At 44.0% G+C, this 19,545-nt stretch carries 14 protein-coding genes; 7 read left to right on the top strand and 7 right to left on the bottom strand.

What is annotated here, in order from left to right:
* Positions 1-55 precede the first annotated feature (55 nt).
* Entirely contained in the window at positions 56-2,953 is a 2,898-nt protein-coding gene (locus tag RDN79_RS01835) for a hypothetical protein (RefSeq protein ID WP_298550302.1), read from the bottom strand.
* A 183-nt stretch (positions 2,954-3,136) separates the two neighbouring features.
* Here RDN79_RS01835 and RDN79_RS01830 point away from each other — a divergent pair, with 183 nt between their 5' ends.
* The 6 genes from RDN79_RS01830 to RDN79_RS01805 all read left to right on the top strand — a co-directional run bounded on the left by RDN79_RS01830 (position 3,137) and on the right by RDN79_RS01805 (position 12,042).
* Complete coding sequence (locus RDN79_RS01830) at positions 3,137-6,160, top strand: DUF6383 domain-containing protein (RefSeq protein ID WP_298550304.1); 3,024 nt, start codon at positions 3,137-3,139, stop codon at positions 6,158-6,160.
* Positions 6,161-6,493: 333 nt separating this feature from the next.
* A complete protein-coding gene (locus tag RDN79_RS01825; protein ID WP_298550306.1) occupies positions 6,494-7,690 on the top strand; it encodes a glycoside hydrolase family 88 protein in 1,197 nt (398 codons plus the stop codon).
* A gap of 11 nt (positions 7,691-7,701) precedes the next feature.
* On the top strand, positions 7,702-8,919 hold the full coding sequence (locus RDN79_RS01820) for a DUF2264 domain-containing protein (RefSeq protein WP_298550308.1): 1,218 nt from the start codon (positions 7,702-7,704) through the stop codon (positions 8,917-8,919).
* A 47-nt stretch (positions 8,920-8,966) separates the two neighbouring features.
* The gene (kduI, locus tag RDN79_RS01815) at positions 8,967-9,809 is read left to right on the top strand and encodes a 5-dehydro-4-deoxy-D-glucuronate isomerase (protein WP_298550309.1); all 843 of its coding nucleotides are present in this window, start codon (positions 8,967-8,969) and stop codon (positions 9,807-9,809) included.
* Positions 9,810-9,838: 29 nt separating this feature from the next.
* Positions 9,839-10,630, top strand: a complete 792-nt coding sequence (locus RDN79_RS01810) for a gluconate 5-dehydrogenase (protein ID WP_298550311.1) — start codon at positions 9,839-9,841, stop codon at positions 10,628-10,630.
* Between the two features lie 281 nt (positions 10,631-10,911).
* On the top strand, positions 10,912-12,042 hold the full coding sequence (locus RDN79_RS01805; protein WP_298550313.1) for an ATP-binding protein: 1,131 nt from the start codon (positions 10,912-10,914) through the stop codon (positions 12,040-12,042).
* 186 nt (positions 12,043-12,228) lie between these two features.
* Here RDN79_RS01805 and RDN79_RS01800 read toward each other — a convergent pair whose 3' ends face one another.
* The 4 genes from RDN79_RS01800 to RDN79_RS01785 all read right to left on the bottom strand — a co-directional run bounded on the left by RDN79_RS01800 (position 12,229) and on the right by RDN79_RS01785 (position 15,040).
* Positions 12,229-13,725 (bottom strand): acetyl-CoA hydrolase/transferase family protein, encoded by a 1,497-nt coding sequence (locus RDN79_RS01800; RefSeq protein ID WP_298550315.1) that lies wholly within the window; start codon positions 13,723-13,725, stop codon positions 12,229-12,231.
* Between the two features lie 77 nt (positions 13,726-13,802).
* Entirely contained in the window at positions 13,803-14,237 is a 435-nt protein-coding gene (locus RDN79_RS01795) for a hypothetical protein (RefSeq protein ID WP_298550316.1), read from the bottom strand.
* A 153-nt stretch (positions 14,238-14,390) separates the two neighbouring features.
* Complete coding sequence (locus tag RDN79_RS01790; RefSeq protein ID WP_298550318.1) at positions 14,391-14,807, bottom strand: helix-turn-helix transcriptional regulator; 417 nt, start codon at positions 14,805-14,807, stop codon at positions 14,391-14,393.
* A 47-nt stretch (positions 14,808-14,854) separates the two neighbouring features.
* Positions 14,855-15,040, bottom strand: coding sequence for a type II toxin-antitoxin system HicA family toxin (locus tag RDN79_RS01785; protein ID WP_298550320.1), 186 nt, complete (start codon positions 15,038-15,040; stop codon positions 14,855-14,857).
* A 463-nt stretch (positions 15,041-15,503) separates the two neighbouring features.
* On the opposite strand from RDN79_RS01785, the gene miaB reads away from it, so the two are divergent.
* Entirely contained in the window at positions 15,504-16,877 is a 1,374-nt protein-coding gene (miaB, locus tag RDN79_RS01780) for a tRNA (N6-isopentenyl adenosine(37)-C2)-methylthiotransferase MiaB (protein ID WP_298550322.1), read from the top strand.
* A 186-nt stretch (positions 16,878-17,063) separates the two neighbouring features.
* Here the strand turns inward: miaB and RDN79_RS01775 are convergent, their stop codons facing one another.
* Both RDN79_RS01775 and RDN79_RS01770 read right to left on the bottom strand, forming a co-directional pair.
* Positions 17,064-17,498, bottom strand: coding sequence for a DUF6078 family protein (locus RDN79_RS01775; protein WP_298550324.1), 435 nt, complete (start codon positions 17,496-17,498; stop codon positions 17,064-17,066).
* 37 nt (positions 17,499-17,535) lie between these two features.
* A complete protein-coding gene (locus tag RDN79_RS01770) occupies positions 17,536-19,254 on the bottom strand; it encodes an AAA family ATPase (protein WP_298550325.1) in 1,719 nt (572 codons plus the stop codon).
* Positions 19,255-19,545 lie beyond the last annotated feature (291 nt).

Here is a 19,545-nt window from a genome sequence, read left to right as displayed (position 1 = left end):
TGTCAACAAATTAAAGATGATTAAAAGAATGTGTTATGGACGAGGAAGCATAGAATTACTCAAAAGAATGATGATTTGTGTATAAGGCAGCAAAAGTGAACAAGACCCCATAACGGAATGACCAAGTGTAGTTCTTGTGATCGTCACCAGACAACAGGTTCTTGATACCTACACCGTAATCAGCACGCATAGTAGAATCAACCTTTGCCAATGCCTTGAAGTCGATCTTTTCGTTAGCCACGCTTCTGTACTCTGCCGGCAATACCCACAATGTATCAGCGATACGGATAGCTTCAACGAAACCTACACGAGTGTAACCATCGGCGATGTCAGCATAAGGCTTATCCTGACCTACAAGATCAACTGAATCCTGGAAGCTTACCAAATATTTAGCTCTTTCGAAGCCAGGAATTGCAGGATGAGCATGTTTACACAACATAGAATCGGTTGTGATCTGTCCGTCAGGAGTGATATGCGGGCCATCTTCCGTACAAGGAGTACCGGCTACACCTTCGAAATCCTTATGGTTTACAGAGATCAGGTACTGCGGTTTGATATAACCATGACCGCGGCCGACCCAAGCTGTATCGACTTGGAATGCCAAGCCTGTTGCCTTATCGGCAGTCCACATACCTACGTAGTTCACATTTGCATCCATCAAACCACCTTCACGGTTGTTTTCGTCCATCAGATATTCCTTACGAACATTTTCGAAGAATCTCAAGCTATCACGGCCGTCAGTTGCGCTTTCACCTAAGTTTACGTTATTGAAACGACGATACAACGGAGTGTTGTCCGGATTGATTGCAAATGCAGATGTTCTTGTTTCACCCAGCGGCTGAACTTTTACTGTTGCATCCAGGATATCATCTGTTACACCGGCTTTTACATCATCAAGATCCGTATCATTAGCTTTTACGATTGCATAGAAGCATTCGCCTTCATGATGATTATTCTCTTTGAAGAAGAAGCTGTCAGCAGGAGCACCGAAGTATTTAGACATTGCATATTTGTCTTCAGCCGCTTCACCCATGAATGCGTCTTTCAACTGGATAGAATAAGAAACTCTATAAAGTTTCTTGATACCGGCTCTGTTCAATTCAGCCTTCGTTCCGGCATAACCGAATGTATCCCATTTCTTTTCAACCAAGCGGAAAGCATCCTTGCCATTCAATACGTTCAACAATGAATCTTTACCGGTACCCTTAGCCAAATACTTACTGTTTTCGCCAGTTGCATACGGGTGCAGATATTTGAATGTATATTCATCCAGGAAGAACTTAGCATCCGGAATGTTCTTGTAACCTAACAATGTATCCTGATAAGCTTCAGCGATCAATGCAGCGTTGCCCTTAACACCTTCAGCTTCTTTTACCTGTACGAAGACCAGAGAATCTTCACCCTGATAAAGAGCATCAGAAGCTGTCATGTATTTAGCACCTTCAGCCTTCATCAACTGAGACAGAGTTGTCTGAGTCGGATATTCACGGTTCGTTACACTTACAGGAGAATAATCTTTCACTTTATCGCCCGTGTTCTTCTTCAATACAACCCACTGGTAAGCCGGCATGTGAGCAGGAAGTTGTTCGTCTGCTTTAACAGTAACCCATTCTAATGTACCATTCTTATGGATCGGAGAAGCCAAGTACTGGCCTTTCTGGTTCATGATGAAATACAGACCGTCGGCGACAGAAGTACGACCGTTGTAACCGGCTTCACAACCTTTGAAACCTAAGGAAATATTAGTTTCCTTTTTGTCATAGATAGTAACAATACGTACTTTATTTTCGATCAAGTCCTGAACGGTTACGAAGTTGTTCGTGCCTTTTCCACCAGCTGTTGTCGGAAGCACTGTTGCATCAGCATCAGCTACCCAATTAGAACCATTAGTGGCGTTTTCCGGATCATAATCCATTGCAGATTTAACCTGGATTACCAAGCTGTCTTTTGAAGGATAATAAGAGAAAGCAAACTTATACTGATCAGCAAGACCTGTTACTTTACTAATAGAGTCAGCAGCAGAAGTCGGCTTTGTTGCAGCTGTACTTGCCTGACGTTTAGCATAGCTCAGATCAGACCATTTGAATGCACGGAATCTTTCGCCGCTTGCATTGACGATAGAAGTATCGACACGCAGATAAGAACTGTCAGTAGTCAGTACGAATACATAATCAGCGTCACCTGCGATTGTTTCAGCTAAGAACTTACCAGCATTCTTTCCGTTGAACGGGTTGGCTACGGTGACCTTTTCACCCTGTTCGTCCGGAGTGAATGTCAAAGCTACGCCTTTATCAGCCGCCTGCAAACCTAAAATCGTATTGATTTCAGGAGCCTGCAAACGGATCATGTCGGCTTCAACAAGAGCAAACTTTGTAAAAAGAGATCCTGCGGCAGCATCTGTATAAGCCTTAGCAGCCTCCTCCTTCACAACCTGAATGTTTGTACTATTGGCTTTCAAACCGATTACGGAGTCAGCTTTGAAATAAGAATACAGAGTCTTACCTGCTTGTTCTGCAGCCGGAATAGATGTGTATTGGTTCAAATAAGCCCAGCCTGAAACTTCACCACCTACACGGGTAGAATCTGCACCTGTACCAGGTATATCAGTATAAGTAGCTGTACTTCCTCCCAAACCTTCCAACAAAGTACCTGCATACTGGATATCCAAACGCTGGCCGGTTGCCTTGTTTGTAAAGTCGAAGATAGGAGCTTTACCATAACCTTCTTCTGTTACTTCGATGCACCACAATGTGCTTGCTAAATTTGCAGAAGTAGTAGTAGCTTCCAATCTCAAAGCGCCATTAGGAGTCATAGCTAACACTCCATCAGTAGCTTTCAATTGGTACAAGCCGTTACCCGTCTTCTTCAAGGATGTTACAGGATCCCCTGCATTGGCATTCATTGCACCCAACAATGCAAGTCCTGCCAAAAGAGTAGAAAACTTTTTGTTCATAATTCTAAATTTAATATTAATACTAATGTTTATAAAAAGTTCAGTTCTATCGTACGTTTGTTAACTTTTGTCTTTTGAAATCGAATACGTACGTTTTTGCTATCAAAATACACGCGTTAACATTCGTAAGGTTGTATACATTATATAACAAATAGGTTTTATTACTAATTAAATTATTAAATTATGAACAAAAAGTTTTCTACTCTTGTAGCAGCGGCTTTGGTCGTGTCTGGTTTCGCAAATGCTGAAACTTGGGACGCTCCTAAGGGTGCTGAAGTTGCAAAGACTGTAGCGACTGGTAATTATTACCACATTGGTGCTTCAGATGGTACTGACAATTATTTTCTGACCATTAAGAAGAACTCGGATGGTGCATTCCAGCTAATTACAAAAAAGCTCGAAACTGGCGCTTTGTTGGCTGCTTCTACTGACTCTGCTTTGTGGGAGCCGGTTGCAATTAAATCTCAAGTACCTTTCCCAGCTGCTTATACTTTTAAGAACAAGTATACGGGAAAAACATTGGCTGTAAAGTATAACACTAAAGACAAAGAAAACACTGCTAATATAAATGCAGGTAAATTTGATGCGGTGTTAGTTGATCCTTCTACGGATGGTGCAGTTACTGAATTTACATGGGGCTATAGTGGCTCGGATTCTGCTTTGGTTGCTTATGATGCTCAGAATAATCCATTTGTTTTGGAAGTAAAGGCTGTTACAGGTGCTGAAACTCCTGTTCGTTTTATTAAGGGAACAACAGACAATATGGTTGATAAGGGAGCACGTCCATTCAATCCTGCTGAAATTTATATGACGGCAGAAATGTTGAATGAAGAACTGAATGGTTCTTTCAAACTGAATGTTTCGGGAACTTATACGGATAAGTCTGAAAAGCCGTTGATTGATGAGTTTGTCGCTTTCGATTGTGCTTCTCCAGCAACTAATTATCCTGGTGTTTACATGCAGGCTAAGGGTGAAAAGAGAGATCGTGCAATAAAAGGAGCAGATGGCAAATATTTGAAAAATAACAATGTATTCTTGGCTATCGATACCGTATTTGCTCCGGGTACAGCAAATAGAGATTCTATCAATCCGAAAGGTTTGATGTTTGCTTTGGATACAATTTCTTCAGATCTTGTTGCTATCCAAGCTACTAATTGGACTGTGGATTCTGTTGCAGCAGGAAGAATGCCGGCTAACTATCGTTTCTTTGTTTATAAAAATATAGGAAAGGTCGGTTCTGACTCTTTAATTATTAAAGTAGATTCATTGCCTACTATTGGTACAAGCGGGAACAGTTTCTCAAATCCTGGAACAGCTGCTGCTAATGCTCCGAAGAATGCTGCTTATTTGGCAAACTATTCTATTGGTACAGGTAATACTCCTTTGTTCACAGCATTGGATTCAGCTGTTATTTTTGAAGCTAACAAACAAAACTTCCAGTTACCATATATTTATTTAGGAGCAGGTATTAAAGCTGATTTGGCCGAAGGTATCTATTCTATTAAAGATAAAGGTGGTCGTTACTATCAGGCAGGTCTTGTTTATGCGAAAGATGGCGTTTATCCTAACCCGGATGCAAAATATGATTCATTAGGCACTGCTGCTTGTAAGGATGTTCCTGCCACTCAGTGGAGAATTTCTGGAGCTAATGGCGTATATTCAATGATTAACCGTGAAAATGGTGTAAGATTTAAAGAATATATGGGTGGAATTAAGACTTTATATGCTACAGACAAAGAAAATGAATATATCTATGGTGACAAGACTTATGTGATTACTCCTATTGAAAATGTAGATGAAGATGATGCTGCTTTAGGTTATAAGCATTTTACTTCTACAGACCTGAATAATTTGGCAGTTCGTTTACGTTTCACTGCTTTTGGTGGTGTTGAAAATCTGTATGTAGTCAAAGGGGCTGCAAAAGATACATTGTTGCATGTGAATCAGATAGCTGATGTAGAGGATGCTGTTGAATTTAAATTGGAAGCAGCTACAAGCGATGTGAAATATAATGCATCAGAAGGCTTGAGCCGTCAGGCATATAAGTTGAAGGTAAACAACTACAAAGATGATGAAAATACTTATTTGGTTTATGATGAAAAGAACAAAGCATTTGCTTTATCTACGATTGAAAAACGTGGAGATGCAACAGCTAATGCTGCAGACAGTATTCCTGTAGCAGTTATTTTCCGTCAGACTTGTGAAGGTTCTTATCAGATATTACCGGTTGATACTGCAATGAAGATTGTCAGTGGCCAATCTTTGGCTGATGGATATAAGGCTGACAGCTTGTGGAATAAGGGTACTCAGTTGAATGTTATTGGCTCCAACAATTTATTGGTTGGTTCTTCAGTTGACGATCAGCCTACTGGTTACTTTGTGTTAGATGTTCCTGAAGCTCCGAAATATGCAACAGTAGATATGGGACACTATAGAATCCAGTCTGTAAACAATACATCTTTGGCCGTAACTGTCAATAAGTCTGGTGATGCGGTTCTGCGTGGTGCTGGTGAATCTATGTTGAAATCTGATCCGGCCTATGCCGCTGAAAATTTCGTATTGTTTGTTGACTCGGCTTGCACTCACAACGCAGACGAACCGATGTATTACATTTCGACAACTCAGTCTACAATAGGTGAATTGACTGCTGAAGAAAAAGAAGACGGTGTTCGCTATTATATGATGAATGATCTGAAAGATGATGGCACAATGTCTGATGCCTTGGTATTTGCTAAAGCTAAGCAGCCGTTTGAAACTGCTGATACATTGGTTGTTGCTCCATATGCTGAAGAAGATACAATGGTTATAGCAAATGAGGATAATCGTGCAGCATTTGCATTCCAGACTACTCCGGCAACTGGTGAATATAAGATACAGAATGTTGCAACTGGCAAATATGTAAAACAGGTTAATACTGTCATTACTTTGGTTGATGGTTATACAAATGGTTTGGCATTTACTCTGGAAACTCAAGATACACCGACTTCTAACGAAGACGTAGCCGTATCTGAAGTAACCGTTATCGCTGCTGAAGGTGGTGTTCAGATCGCTGGTGCTGCCGGTAAGAAGGTGGTTATCTCTAACATCTTAGGTCAGGTAGTTGCTAATACCGTTCTTACTTCTGACAATGCTGTGATCGCAGCTCCGCAGGGTGTGGTTGTTGTAGCTGTCGAAGGTGAAGACGCTGTAAAGGCTATCGTGAAATAACTAAAGGTATAAAAGATAATTCTAAAATGTTTGACCGCGTGCCGACGCATAGAGATGCACAGCCGTGCATCTCTACAAACAACGGCAATTACCCTGTGACAGGTGAACAAGCGGTCGGATTTAATATTAATAATACTAAAGTATATTGAATTTAAAAGTTCAATGTTGCCGGTATCCCTGTGAAGGGAGAAAGCATACATCTAAAACAAGCCCCGGAGATGAAAAGACATTTTCGGGGCTTCGTTATGTATACCGATCGGTTTTCTATCGTAATTCGCAGAAATTTGTAAACTTATCCCTATATTTGTCCAAAATCTTTCTAATTATTCAATTATGAACAAACTTTTAAGTTTATCTGTGTTAGCGACCACACTGTTGTTGTCGTCTTGTAGTAATGCGCCGCAGGAAGAACCTCTTGCGAAAGTGATTGACCGCGGTTTGAAAGCCTCGACCGAACAGGCGTTGCTTATGGCCAAAGAGCTGGAACAGCAGGAAGGACGGCTGCCTAAGAGCATCAAGGACGGCAGACTGGAAACGAGCGACTGCTATTGGTGGTGCAGCGGTTTCTTCCCCGGTGAACTCTGGTACCTGTATGAAAGCAATCCTACTCCCGAATTGAAGAAGTATGCCGAACTTTTTACCGGACGCTTGGAAAAAGTGCAGCATGTGACGGATAATCACGATGTAGGCTTCATGCTTTATTGCAGCTATGGCAACGGTTACCGCCTGACACAAAATCCCGGTTACAAGGATGTGCTGGTGACAGGCGCCGGCTCGCTCAGTACCCGCTTCAACCCGATGATCAAGGCGATCCGCTCATGGGACTTTACCAATAACGGCAAATGGCAATATCCGGTTATCATCGATAATATGATGAATCTCGAATTGCTGACGTGGGCCAGCAAGACTACCGGCGATAACCATTTCCACGATATCGCGGTTACGCATGCCAATACGACGATGGAAAATCATTTCCGTGATGATTATAGTTGTTATCATGTCGTTTCGTATGATACGATCACCGGAAAACCCCATATCAAAATGACGCATCAAGGCTATGCCGACGAATCGGCCTGGGCACGCGGACAGGCGTGGGCGATCTATGGCTATACGATGATGGCGCGTGAAACCGGCAGTCCCGAATATCTGGCACAGGCCAAGCATATTGCCCGTTTCCTGATGAACCATCCGAATATGCCTGCCGATAAAGTCCCGTATTGGGATTTCGACACTCCCAATATCCCGAATGCGCCGCGCGACGCCTCTGCTGCCGCTATCATGGCTTCAGCCTTGATCGAATTGAGCCGGTTGGATAAATCGGACGAGGCAGAAAGCTATCTGGACTTTGCCGAACAGCAGGTGCGTTCTTTATCATCCCCTGAATATTTGGCGGAAAAGGGAACAAACTGTAACTTTGTGCTCAAGCATTCGACCGGCCATCTGCCTGGAAACAGCGAGGTGGACGTGCCGCTTAGCTATGCCGATTACTATTATGTAGAAGCATTGATGAGACTGAAGAAATTAATTTGAATATATAAACCATGAGAAATTCATTGAAAATCGCCGTACTAATTCTATGTACGATCTGTCTGCCTTTTACGGGCAACGCCCGGCAAACAACCGGCAAAGAAGATCGTGCGTTCTGGGTGGAAAACCTGACACGCATTGCTGATCCCGTACTTGTCAATCTGAGCAATAATACGTTGAAGAAGAATATGCCTTACGAATCGTTGGGCAACCGTCATCGCTTCTCGCATTTGGAGGCGGTGGGCCGTCTGGTCTGCGGTATCGCTCCCTGGCTGGAACTGGGACCGGACAACACGCTGGAAGGCAAGCTCCGTGAAAAATATATCGATCTGACGGTAAGAGGCTTGAAGAATGCCGTTAATCCAGAGGCTCCCGACTATCTGGTTTTCGGTGAACCGTCGCAACCTTTGGTGGATGCTGCTTTTTTGGCTCAGGGATTATTGCGTGCCCCGAAACAGCTTTGGGGAAATCTTGATCCGCAGGCAAAAGAATGGATGGTGACCGAATTGAAGCGGAGCCGTAACATCAAGCCTTTTGAAAGCAATTGGTTGCTTTTCGCTTCGACTGTCGAAGCTGCTTTGTTGGAGTTTACCGGAGAATGCGACATGGAACGGATGCTGTATGGTGTGAAAAAATTCCGTGACGAATGGTATAAAGGGGATGCTATGTATGGTGATGGGGTTGATTTTCACATGGATTATTATAATAGTTTCGTGATCCATCCGATGCTGACGGACGTGCTGGTCGTGATGAAGAAACATAATATCGAGGGAGCTGATTTCTTGGATACACAGTTGAAACGTCATGCTCGTTATGCCGAGATACTGGAACGTTTTATTTCTCCCGAAGGTTCTTTTCCGGTTGTCGGCCGTTCCATCTGTTACCGCTTCGGTGCTTTCCATGCGTTAGGACAAGCGGCTTTGATGCATATTTTGCCCGAACGGGTGAAACCGGCGCAGGTGCGTTGCGCTTTGACTTCCGTCATTCGTCGCCAGTTGAAGTCTCCGGCAAATTTCGACAAGAACGGTTGGTTGCGTGTAGGCTTTACAGGTGAACAAATCGAAATCTCCGAGTCTTATATCAATACGGGGAGCGTCTATCTTTGTACTTTTGGTTTAGTGCCTTTAGGACTGCCGGAAACGGATGAGTTCTGGTCTGCTCCTTATACGGAGTGGACGAATGTGAAAGCCTGGAACGGAGAGAAGGTGCGGGCGGACCATGCGATTAAGTGATTAAGAATTAAAAATTAAGAATTAAAAAATAATACAGTTATAAGAAGATGAAAACAAATTATGAATTGCGTTATGCTGCGCATCCGGAAGATGCAAAGCAATATGATACGAAACGTATCCGTCGTGATTTTCTGATTGAAAAGGTGTTTGCTCCTAACGAGGTGAATATGGTCTATTCGATGTACGACCGTATGATCGTCGGTGGCGCCATGCCGGCTGGCGAGGTGCTGGTTCTGGAAGCAATCGATCCGTTGAAAGCTCCTTTCTTCCTGACTCGTCGCGAAATGGGAATCTTCAATGTGGGCGGACCGGGTGTCGTAAAAGCGGGGGATGCTGTCTTCGAACTCGATTTTAAGGAGGCTCTTTATCTGGGTTCCGGTGACCGTGAAGTGACATTTGAAAGCAAGGATGCCAAGAATCCGGCTAAATTCTATTTTAACTCTACGACTGCACATCGCAACTATCCGGATAAAAAAGTAACGAAGGCTGACGCTGTGGTTGCCGCTATGGGCTCTTTGGAAATGTCCAACGACCGTAACATCAACAAGATGATCGTCAATCAGGTTCTTCCTACCTGCCAGTTGCAGATGGGTATGACGGAACTGAAACCGGGCAGTGTCTGGAACACGATGCCGGCGCACGTGCATAGCCGTCGTATGGAAGCCTATTTCTATTTCGATATCCCTGAAGACCAGGCTATCTGTCATTTCATGGGCGAAGTGGATGAAACCCGTCATATCTGGATGAAAGGCGACCAGGCTGTTTTGTCTCCCGAATGGTCTATCCATAGCGCTGCTGCTACCCACAACTATACATTCATTTGGGGGATGGGGGGTGAAAACCTGGATTATGGAGATCAGGATTTCTCTTTGATCTCTGACTTGAAGTAATGAGTTTCGGACATTAATATATTATTATTATGGTAAATTTTTCATTGGAAGGTAAGGTTGCACTTGTAACAGGTGCTTCTTACGGTATCGGGTTTGCGATTGCGACTGCGTTCGCCAAGGCCGGTGCTACTATCGTATTTAACGATATCAAACAGGAGTTAGTAGATAAGGGTATTGCTGCTTATGAAGCCGAAGGTATCGACGCTCACGGTTATGTTTGCGATGTGACGAATGAAGAGCAGGTGAATGCTTTCGTTGCACAAGTCGAAAAGGAGGTAGGCGTAATCGATATTCTGGTGAACAATGCCGGTATCATCAAACGTATCCCGATGGTGGAAATGACGGCTGCCGAATTCCGCCAGGTGATCGATATCGACCTGAACGGTCCGTTTATCGTATCCAAAGCAGTTATCCCTTCCATGATCAAGAAAGGACACGGAAAGATTATCAATATCTGCTCTATGATGAGCGAACTCGGTCGCGAAACGGTGTCGGCTTATGCTGCCGCTAAAGGTGGATTGAAGATGCTGACCCGCAACATCGCTTCCGAATATGGCGAATACAATATCCAGTGTAACGGTATCGGTCCGGGTTATATCGCGACCCCGCAGACTGCTCCTTTGCGTGAAAGACAGGCTGACGGTTCCCGTCATCCGTTCGATGCCTTTATCGTTGCCAAGACTCCGGCTGCCCGTTGGGGAACTCCCGAAGATCTGATGGGGCCTGCCGTGTTCCTGGCCTCCGATGCTTCCGACTTCGTAAACGGCCATGTGCTGTATGTCGATGGCGGTATTCTGGCTTATATCGGTAAACAACCCTGATAAGGTCGCACTGGCTCTTATTGCCTTTCTGCGTTAAAAAGGAGGGTGTGTCAAAAAGAAAATCCTGCTTACAATAGACACAATTTAGGCACGGATTACGCGGATTACACGGAAAGATAATAAATTTATCCGTGTAAATCCGTGAAATCCGTGCCTTAAAGATCGTGATAAAGGAGTTTTGACACACCGCTTTTTTTAGGGTAGGACTCCAAATCGGAATCTGATTACGTTATGATGATTATTATAAGATAATAATTATCTTTGCGTAAAAAGAAAACAACATGACATTGTTAAATAATCCATTCGTTACAAGTGGTTACATCGCTCCCGAATATTTCTGTGATCGGGAGAGGGAGACCGAAGAGTTGCTTCGTTGGCTGGTCAATGAAAACAATGTAGCCATCATCTCTACCCGCCGTATGGGAAAAACCGGGCTAATCCAGCATTGTTTCCATTTGAAAGAAATAAAGGAGAATTATTATACCTTCCTGATTGATATTTATGCGACCAAGACACTCCGAGAGTTCGTTTTTCAGTTGGGAAAAGTGATTTTGGCGACTTTAAAACCGAAAGGACAAAAGGCTTGGGAGTTGTTTGTTAATAGTTTGGTCTCTTTAAAGGCCGGTTTTTCATTGGATATGTCGGGAATGCCGCAATGGAATTTGGAATTGGGCGATATCAAGTCGCCGGAAACGACTTTGGATGAAATTTTTCATTATTTGGCTGTATCTGATAAGCCTTGTATTATTGCTATCGATGAGTTTCAACAGGTTGCACAATATCCGGAAAAGAATACGGAGGCTTTGTTGCGTACTTATGTCCAGCATTGCGACAAGGCTCATTTTATATTTGCCGGTTCACAACGTCATTTGATGGGTGAAATGTTTATTAGTCCTGCCCGTCCTTTTTATCAGAGTGTATCTATCCTGCATTTATCGGCAATCGATAAACAGAAATACATGGAGTTTGTACAACATCTTTTCAGGATGGCGCAAAAGAATATTGATATTACAGTCTTTGACTCTTTGTATAATCGTTTTGAAGGAATCACTTGGTATCTGCAAAAGATATTGAATATTCTTTTTGCAATGACTCCGAAAGGAGAGGTGTGCGGTGGCGAGATGATTGAACAGGCAGTGGACTTCATTTTGGATTCTTATTCCTTTACCTATTCTGAGTTGCTTTATCAATTGCCGGAAAAGCAGAAAGAGCTGATGATTGCCATTTGTAAAGAAGGGAAAGCAACGGCATTGACTTCCGGAAAATTTATCCATAAATACAGCTTGCCGTCAAGCAGTTCGGTTCAATCGGCTTTAAGAGGGCTGTTGGAAAAGGACTTCATAACAAAAGAAGGAAACTTTTACATGGTTTACGATCGCTTTTTCTCTTTGTGGTTGAGGCGGAACTTCTAAAGAAAAGGGGGGTGTGTCATTAATCTGTATATTAGAGCACAGATAACACAGATGAGACTGATTCACACAGATTGATTATTGCAAATCAATAAAATAAAAATCTGCGGTTATCTGTTGAATCTGTGTCATCTGCGCTCTATTTTATATTTTGACATACCTTCCTTTTCTGTATATATGATACAACGATTACTTGTTGTATTTGCTCCAGTCAACATTGTGCATGTCGCCGCTGGCTGCCAGTTCTTCGTGGAAAGCGAAGCAACATTTCAGGTTCTGGGGAGTGTGCCCCTTGATGCCCATAGCCAGATACTCTTCCAATAACGGTTTGTAATCCGGGTGAACGCAGTTGTCGATGATGCAACGTGCACGCTGGATCGGTGATTTGCCGCGCAGGTCGGCAACGCCATATTCCGTGATGATGACTTTGACAGAGTGTTCGCTGTGATCCAAGTGGGAAACCATCGGCACGAATGCGCTGATCTTACCTTCCTTCGCCGTAGACGGAGTCGTGAAGATAGACAACATGGCCGAACGGGTGAAGTCGCCGGAACCGCCGATACCGTTCATCATCCTTGTACCCGATACGTGAGTGGAGTTGATGTTACCGAATATATCCGCTTCCAAAGCCGTATTGATGGCCACCAGGCCGAGACGGCGGGCTACTTCGGGGTTGTTGGAGATTTCCTGCGGACGAAGCAGAATCTTATCTTTGAAGAAATCCAGGTTAGCATAGATGTCGCGGATCACTTCGTTGCTGACAGACAGTGAACAACCGCTGGCAAACTTGACGCGTCCCTGTTTCATCAAAGCAATAACAGCGTCCTGGATAACTTCCGTATAAACGTTGAATGCCGGAATATCCTTGTTTTCGCCCATGCAGCCTAAAACGGCATTGGCAACATTGCCTACGCCACTCTGCAACGGAACGAATTCTTTCGGCAGACGGCCGGCTTTGATTTCGCCGACCAGGAAGTTCGCAACATTCTGGCCGATAGCCATTGTCACGTCATCCAGCGGAGAGAACTTGCCGCCTTCGTTCGGTTCGTCGGTCTTGACAACACCGACGATCTTGGCCGGATCGACTTTCACACAGTCGTTACCGATACGGTCGGACGGGGTGTAGATGGGGATTTCGCGGCGGTAAGGAGGATCAGCCGGTTCGTAAATATCATGCATTCCACGGATTTCTTTCGGGTGGCGGCAGTTCAGCTCGACGATGATACGGTCGGCCATGCGGCAGATTGTCGGCAGGATACCCACACCGCTTGTCGGAACGATTTCGCCGTCTTCCGTCACATCGGCTGCTTCGACGATGGCCACGTCGATCTTGCCCAAGAAGCCATAGCGCAGGCTCTGTGCCAGTTCAGACAAGTGCATGTCGAAATACTGTGCGCCGTGGGAGTTCAGCAGGGTGCGCAGGTCCTTGTTGGACTGATACGGTGTACGGAATTTGATTGCATTGGCGCGAGCCAGTTCGCCATCCAGTTTGTCGCCTGTCGAGGCGCCGGTAAACATACCGATCTGGAACGGGTTCCCTTTTTCATGTTCGGCAATTGCTTTTTTGGCAATTGCGCCCGGCACAACTTTAGGGCATCCTGCGGGAGTAAATCCGCTAAAGCCTACATTGTCGTTGTGATGTACGAATGAAGCTGCTTCTTCAGCTGTGATAAATTTTAAAGCCATGATATTATTTGTTGTTATATTAGTAATTCTGTTTTCAGTTAACAGTGCGGCGCAAAGGTATTAAAAAAGAATATAGATTAATACTTGCGATGAAGTATTTCAGTGTAAATAACTGCTTTTCTCAGTTCGGCGGCATTGTCGAACTCGATATCGGTTAGCGGATTTTCCTCTTCGGCCGGGGGGACGACAAGGCGATTTCCGTCAAAGGATTGCCTTTCCGTTGTATTTTCGGCGGTAAGGAATGGCTTGGGCTTTACTGCCTGCTGCTTTTTCTGTTCTCTTTTGGGTTTGGAGACGGTGACAGGATGTTGGGCGGGTTTCGGATTCTGCATCTCTTCCAAAACCTCCCAGAAACCTTTGTCGGGAACATTTTCATCCTTAGTAATGATTTCCCTGTCCGGTTGCCCCAATATCTGTTTCGGGCGTTTTTTCTTGTTCTTGGAACTGAACAAACTGCTGATCCCTGCAATTATCAGGAACACAATATATAGCCAATCACCTGCGTTATCCATAAACTTTGATTATTGTTTGCACTCCAAACAAGGATACACTATGTTTCCTTTATTAGAGTTTGGCAAAAATACAACTTTTTTCTGAATATCAATATTTTGCGATTCGAAGTCTTAACATACCGCCCTTGCCTTGCGGATCCATGAAAGTGCCAATCAAATGAAATGCACTTGGCTTAAATCGTTTGCAAACGATTTGACGGATTCTTGAATTTTTTCTACTGTACTGCGTGATGGATTTCGTCGACCTGTCATATAATGGCTTAATTGCCCTTTGTTTATTCCCGTAATGCGGGATAAACCAGCCAAAGAGAATGCCTTTGAAAAATATGACAAGAATGAAGCCATGTCGTAGACAAATTCAAATTCTGCTTCTTCAAAATTATCCCCTTTGTCTTCATAATACCGCTTTGTGTCTTCATATCCGGCAAGAAATGTTTTAATGGCTTCTTCAGCCGTTTCTCCCGTTCCGGTTACCAGATAGTTCATGTCATCGGCATCCATATATATGCTATATGTTCCATCGTTAGCTCTCTCTATGATCGCTTTTACTTTCCTTTTTTCACTTTCCATATCGAACACTTGTTTAGTTAATACTCTTTGATATAAAAACAGGTGGATTAGATTCCCGCCGCTTTTTTGATCGCTTTTAATGTTCCCGTTGCGACCTCTTGTTTATCATGATTGCTCATTTGAAACGTTTTCCCGGTTTTGGGGGAATACCATAACGGATGGCCTGCTTGTTGCTTTCCTGTGTCATAGCAGCCGGACTTCTTTACTAATCTTTCCAATTCATTGTATTTCATTATTTTAATTTCACTTGATTGACACATTGCAAAGATACTCATTTGAATATCATTACAAGCGGCTTTATTGTTAAATGATATCCGAATTAGTATCATTTAACGATGAAGGTAGGATTTAATAACGAGTTCTCCATATCGGAGATCTTGTTTCATTGTATTGATAATGCAAAGTTATCTTCAAGGAATTCTTGCGGCTTCTTTGGATCCTCAGAAGAAAAGTGTTTTCTTTGTCTTCCCAAATGTAGGAAATATTATTTAGAAGTGAAAGGAAGGATACATATAATAGGTATAAAAGTAAATAAGGGTAACTTCACAGCCACCCTTATTCGATTTAACCAAAACCTTAACTATGAAAAAATTTACGTTTTTCGATTACAAATATAGGCGTGGTATTTTTACTGTGCAAGCATTTGATGAATTATTTTTCAAAAACATTCATATTTAACAGTAATTAGCAAATAAGATGGCAAATCAAGAGAATGGCGCGGACTTAAAATCCGCAGCCGTAACGGAAGAAAAGAAGTTGTTCATCGAGACCTACGGGTGTCAGATGAATGTGGCAGACAGCGAAGTAGTCGCTTCCATCATGAAAATGGATGGGTATGCGGTGACGGACAAGATTGAAGACGCCGATGCTATTTTCGTCAACACGTGTTCGGTTCGCGATAATGCCGAACAGAAAATCTACGGGCGGCTTCAGTACTTCCAGTCTTTAAAAAGAAAGAAGAAAACGTTAGTGATCGGTGTGCTCGGGTGCATGGCGGAGCGGGTGAAGGAGGAACTGATCGAAGTGCACCATGCCGATTTGGTTGTCGGTCCGGATTCCTATATGGATCTGCCGAACCTGGTGGGTGCGGTCGAACACGGCGAAAAGGCGATCAATGTCGAGCTTTCCACGCAGGAAACCTACAAGGATGTGATCCCGCTGAAATTGGGAGGTGTGCATATTTCTGGCTTCGTCTCCATCATGCGCGGATGTAATAACTTCTGTACCTATTGTATCGTGCCCTATACCCGCGGAAGGGAACGCAGCCGGGATATCGAGAGTATCCTGAACGAGATACGCGACATGCGCGATAAAGGTTTTAAGGAAGTGACCTTGTTGGGACAGAACGTAAACTCATATCTCTTTGAGAAAGAGGGAGAGAAAATTTCGTTTCCCGTTTTGCTGAAGCGCGTGGCCGAGGAAGTGCCTGAGATGCGTGTCCGTTTTACCACTTCGCACCCGAAGGATATGAGCGATGAAACCCTGCACGTGATCGCTGAACACGATAATATATGTAAGATGATCCATCTTCCCGCACAATCGGGGAGTTCCCGCATCTTGAAAGTAATGAACCGTAAATATACGCGCGAATGGTATCTGGACCGTATCGCCGCGATCCGCCGTATCCTGCCGGACTGTGCTATCTCGACCGACCTGTTTTGCGGTTTCCATTCCGAGACGGAAGAGGATTATCAGGAAACGCTTTCCCTGATGCGCGAAGTGGGCTACGACAGCGCTTTCCTTTTCAAATATTCCGAGCGTCCGGGAACCTATGCGGCCCAGCATCTTCCCGATACGGTCAGTGAAGAAGAGAAAGTCCGCCGCCTGCAAGGCATGATCGACTTGCAGAACCGGCTTTCGGAAGAGAGCAACAAGCGTGATGTCGGCAAAGTGTTCGAGGTCCTGATCGAAGGCTTCTCCAAACGTTCGCGCGAGCAGTTGTTCGGCCGTACCAGCCAGAATAAGGTCGTGATCTTCGACAAGGGGAATTATCATGTCGGGCAATTCATAAAGGTACGCATCAACCGCGCCTCGTCCGCCACTCTGTTCGGAGAGCCGGTGGAGGGATGATCTTTATTGGCCCGATCGCTTGTTTCAATATCAGAAACAAAAGTGTCTGCGGTCGAAACTTTAGTTTCAAGGCTCGAAACTAAAGTTTCGACCGGTGAAACAAAAGTTTCCTCGGATGAAACTAAAGTTTCAAAGGGGGAAACTGTTTGAAACTTTAGTTTCATGAAAAAAAATCGCTGAAACTTTTTACCAGTCGAAGCTTTCCCTGTATGAATCGAAAACCGGTTCTTCGTTGATCCCGTTTTGTTTAAAGAGTTGTTCGATAAAAAGTTGATGTTCGGGCAACAACTCGTTCTCTTTGCGCAGGAAGCGGTAATAAAGTGTTTTCCCGAAGTGGCCGACCATCTGCCTTCTTAGATGCAATGCCATTTTATGCGGCACATTATCAAGCAAGTTCGTAATCCCCAGAGCAATTCGTTTTTTAGTTTGCGATTTGAAGAAAGGACACTCGTCCCCCTCCTTTGGGAAACGGGCCGGATTTACGATCGGGAGGAATTTGCGGATGGAGGTACTGTTGGCTGCTGCCAGGTGGCGTAGACAATTGTCCGCTTGCGTACATTGTGTGTTGAAACAATGCGCGAAGTCGTATGGAACTTCTTGATAATCAAAATTATTTTTCATAATGTACAAATGTACGGATTATATTTGAATCCGTATCTTATTTTTGCATCTGTGTCGGATGCAAACAATTGTTATATCCGGCCATTTTTACCCAGACTCGTTTGCCGTCGAATGTGATAGCCATTTTGAGGATGTCGGTGATGCCGGCTGCCTGAAGCGTGGCGGCATACTGCCTGTCTTCAATCTGTTGAAGAGCGGAGTCTAAAACACTTTCGACGGATTTGTCGTACACCGGATCATAAAGCTTCAATTCCATGATTACGCCTTGTCCGTTCGGGTCGCGTGGACGTAGCAGGATATCATACCGGCCAAGTCCCGATTCACGATTGCTGCTCACTTCGTAAGCGCCGCTACTGACAAGCATACCCAGCAAAAAAGCCTGATAGACCTTTTCCGGCTCACGGCCGTTTGTGTCATAATATGACAATGTGTTGACAACAAAGTCGTTCAGGGTGCGCTGGAAGATTGGCATATTTTTTTCTTTCAATGCTTGTAACATCAGTTCTAAGCGTTCGTTCTTGACCGGACCATTGTTGATCCAGCTGCGAATGATGGTAAAGAAAACGGTTCTTACCTCACGATTGGGCACTTGTAAAGTGTATTCCATCAGGTCGTCATGGTCCTTTACCGGGTCGGATGCTTTCAGATAGCCGCTAAAAAGCATGAATGACCAGATATTGGATGCTTCTGACAGCAAATCCGGGAATGCCAGTTTGTCGTTGATCACGCCATGGATGGGTTCACCTTGTATGAGTGACTCCATTCCCATGCGTATTTGCGACGGACCGTCGGCAAGCAGGTGTCGGAGCAAGACATCCGAACCTGTGTTTACCCAGTAAGGAGCGAAAGTACCATCGTACATGATGTAATTTAGTACGGACCAGGGATTATAGACTGTCAATCCTCCGAATAAATAACCATCATACCATTGTTTTACCGCATCTTTCTCTTCACTTAAAGAATAATCATTTAACAGCGTATCTGTCTCTTCTTGGGTGAAGCCAAAGGCTGTGCACATCGGACGGTCCAACAATGAAAATACGGTTATATTATTCAACCCGCTGAAGATCGATTCCTTGCTGACTCGCAAGATGCCGGTAATGACGCCGCGGAAGATATCCTTGTTATCTTTGAACACCAAACTCATGAAGTTACGCATGAAACCGATCATACGCTCGTAATATCCTTTATCGAAAGCTACATGGATCGGAGTGTCGTACTCATCGAGCAGTACAAGTGGCGGCGTGCCCCAGTAAGAAGTGAGCAGTTCGGAAAGCAGTCTGAGTGAACCGGCCATTTCATCCGAAGTCGCTTTCCGATTTTGTAGCCGGACGAACTGATCCAGATAATCTTTTTGTTCGATATGTTCACGTAAATAATCGTGACGGATGAATTCCGACTGCAACTCACGCGCTAACAATAAAAGCATCTCTTCAAACGTCTCGCCTTTGCAATCTTTCAGCGTGATCAGTATCACCGGATATTTCCCTTGATATCGGGCGAAGTCTTTCCACTGTTCGATGTTTTTCCCGTTGAAAAGCGGACGATATATATTACCTTCCGTCTTCTCGAAAAAATAGCGGAGCGTGGAGAGGTTCAGTGTCTTGCCGAAACGGCGCGGACGCGGAAGAAGCGTGATAAAACTTCCTTCTTCTACGATCTGGCGGATAAAATCGGTCTTATCTACATAGTAATAGTCCTCTTCTATCAGCATCTTATAATCGCTGATGCCTATCGGTAACTTTTTCCGGTCCATACGTCATTGTTTTTATTACTAACACAAATATAGGAATTATTTTTTCACTCCTTCTTACCGGTCAGTCCTATTTCTCCAAACTTGCAAACTCATATTTTAAGTAACAGCGAGGAAAAGTCTCTTTCTTCTCCTTGATGAGAATGTTAATAACAGTTCTTTCTTAAAGAAATAGTAACATTTTTTTCTGTAGTGTTCTGAAATCGGCCATTTTACCGGTCTTTTCGGGCAAAATCGATGTAGGTCGTGTTTGGCGATATCTGCTTGATTATCTATGATTTGGAATTTTGTATA

The sequence above is a fragment of the uncultured Parabacteroides sp. genome, assembly GCF_902493135.1.
Classification (GTDB): Bacteria; Bacteroidota; Bacteroidia; order Bacteroidales; family Tannerellaceae; genus Parabacteroides.
Note: the sequence above shows the minus strand (reverse complement) of the source record. Positions and strands in the feature narration are given on the sequence as shown.